Consider the following 3,020-nt stretch of genomic DNA (forward strand, 5'->3'; position numbering starts at 1 on the left):
ACGGTTATTGATACGGACCTTTTCTTTGAAAAATTCTGTATCAAAGGGCGCAAAAAATTGAATCAGTTCTTTATCCTGTTTTTCATTGGCTCGGATGGCTTCAACTATCTCTTTGTTACTCATACCCGGTGTACTAAGCACCAATGGATGAAATAGCAATTCCGGCAATTGATGGTAGATGCTGTTTCTTGCCAGATTCAGCAATATATATTCTTTGTCGGCATTTGCCGTCGCAATATGCTGTTCCGAAACGCTTAATACATCTCTGGATTTCACACGGCTGTTCATACCATGGCAATTAACCATAGTATGGTCCACCAGCCGTCGGTCAAGAATAAATTGAAGTTCATCATAAAAGATTTCTGCGACGAAATTTATTGCCTGACTTCGTTGGATGTTTTCCAAGGGTTTCTTTTGTGCTAACATTGTTCCCATATCAGTTCACCGTTTCTATAGTTTATGACGATGTTGTCACCCGGTCTGATTTGTTCAGAAACAATCAGACGGGATACGGACTTCTTGATATAAGTCCTTATGATTCCTGCTATCGGACGTGCGCCGTATTTGGGAGAATAACCTTTGTCTGCGAGATGTTGCAATGCTTCATCCGACAAATGCAACTGGATGTTTTTCTGTTTCATCAGTTGTTCTTGCAATCTTCCAAAATGGAGGTTGAATATCTGTTTGGCGACATTTTCATCTATTGGCGCAAACGGAACCACCTCGGTGAGACGTCCCAAAAATTCAGGTCGAAAATACTGTGCCATAACCTCGATGAGCTTTCCGGAATCAGGAGTATGTCCGGATTGTATTTGTTCCACAATCCACTGGCTTCCGATATTGGAGGTAAAAATGATTATGGAATTTGAAAAATCTCCTTCCCGGCCCAGTTTATCATGTATCTTGCCTTCATCCATCATTTGCAGGAAAACATCATAAACGCTGCTATGGGCTTTCTCAATCTCATCGAATAACACTACCGAATAAGGTTTCTGTCTGATTTGAGTGACCAGTAAACCACCTTCCTCATATCCTACATATCCCGGAGGTGCACCATACAGCAATGCAGCCGAATGTTCTTCCTTGAACTCGGACATGTCAAATCTGATCATGGCTGATTCGTCATCAAACAGTAACTCGGCCAGTGATTTTGTGAGTTCTGTTTTCCCCGTTCCTGTAGGACCAAGGAAGAAGAATGAACCTATAGGCTTCTTGGGGTCACTCAGTCCGCTGCGTGATTCTATAATGGCATCTGATAAAGTCGTAATAGCCCGGTTCTGTCCTTTGACCCGTTCTTGCAATTTGCTCTCGATGCTCAAAAGTCGGTCCTTCTCGCGGGCTTGTATTTTTCCGATAGGTATATTGGTGCACTCCGCTACAATCGCCTCTATTTCCGAAGAGCGTATCTCTTCAATGGACTGGTCGGATAGAGCCTTTAATTCTTTGATGATGCCCGACAAATGCCCTGCTTTTATCGCGATGTCATCTTCTTTATCCCATACATAGTTGTCTGACAGTTTGGTGGTCAATACGACACTGATTTTGCTGAATACAGAACGGTACAGTAAGTAAAGCGCCCCTTCAGATATTTTTTCGTCGAGACTCTTTATTTCCTCAAAATCCGTTTCCAAATCAGATACACTGGCTCGTGCATTCTTATTGCATAGCCGGACGGCAGCAGCGGTTCTGTCAAGCAGGTCGATGGCGGCAGATGGCAGGCTGCGTTCCTTAAAATATCGTTTGGAGAGTGCGATTGAATCTTTAATACACGCATCTGAAATTCTCAACTCGTAATAGTTTTCAATCCTTTTTTTATGTAATTGTATGGCACTTTCAAGTGTAGCCGTATCCAGTTCTTCAATCTTTATGATATCAAGACGCCCTTCTATCGGATGCTTTTCGATGTTCTTCCGGTAAGAATCGTTCGTGAGTGTGAGAACAAGATTTGCGGCTCCCTCGCTGATTTGCGCACTTAATATGTTGATAAGTGTGGATGCTTTGCCTGATACGCTGTTCTCCAAAAGGACCTGTAAATCATCAATCACCAGCACAGCTTGTTCCAATTGGTTGAGCTTGTGCATCAGATTGACAACTTTTTGTGCTATCTCCGTTTCAGACGAGGTTGATGCGAGCAGTTTTGCCGTATTGAGTCCGACAATAGATATTTGCTTTAACATCTCATCTTCATTCTCACAAATATCTTTGACAAAGGCGTTGATGATGGAACTCTTTCCGATACCGGATTCACCGACAATCAGTATGCCCTTGTTCTCTGAGCGTTCGAGGCATTCTAAAATAGTACGGACCTCTTTTTCCCTACCGACGACAAAGCCACCGGCATTGATGGTTTCTTGCTTTTTCAGGTTGTCGGCATAAGGAACGCTTGCTGTTATCTGCATTTCCTCTCCTTGATAAGAATGCAACGGGGTAAGGGCATTGTAGTGGGACAATATGTCATCTTCCGAAACATCCAGCATCTCTATCTGCTGATGCGAATACACGACACCTTCACGCAATATGGCGGTAAACACACAGATGGAGTCTATGGAATCCGCTCCTAATTTAATTTTAGACCGTTCGGATTCATCCAAAACCTTTGACAGTTCTTCATCAGGTCCACTTCTTCTGTAGAAGTGCCACTGGACCTATACATTTCGCGATGGGTGTCAAACCATTCCATTATGTAGCCGACATCCTTCTGCATCGAGGATAAAATTTCCTTTAGACCCGTGTTTTCTGCAAACATGGCCATGACAAGATGTGACACGCCGAACGTGTTATGCTTGTCTTGAAGTGCCATTCCTCTTGCTATCTTAAGGGCAGACACCAAACTTGGGCTATAATTGCTATCATTCATACGAATTTGATTTTATAGTTTGAATTACATACAGAGCGTTCAGTCAAATCTTTTTCAAGATAATGGGCCAATTCTTCCAGATTGGGAATTTCATCTTTATCAAATTGTCCAAACTTTATCTTGACCTCTGTCACTCTGATTAATCCTTTTTTGCTGTCGGGAG

General features: G+C 42.6%; 2 pseudogenes. Both read right to left on the bottom strand.

Features of this window, described 5'->3' with window-relative positions:
* Positions 1-435 (bottom strand): annotated as a pseudogene (locus BACCOPRO_RS16160) (hypothetical protein); the annotation flags it as partial.
* Positions 420-2,857: pseudogene (locus BACCOPRO_RS16165) on the bottom strand (AAA family ATPase). The pseudogenes BACCOPRO_RS16160 and BACCOPRO_RS16165, both read right to left, overlap by 16 nt.
* Positions 2,858-3,020 lie beyond the last annotated feature (163 nt).

Origin of the sequence: Phocaeicola coprophilus DSM 18228 = JCM 13818, assembly GCF_000157915.1 — a bacterium.
Taxonomy (GTDB): domain Bacteria; phylum Bacteroidota; class Bacteroidia; order Bacteroidales; family Bacteroidaceae; genus Phocaeicola; species Phocaeicola coprophilus.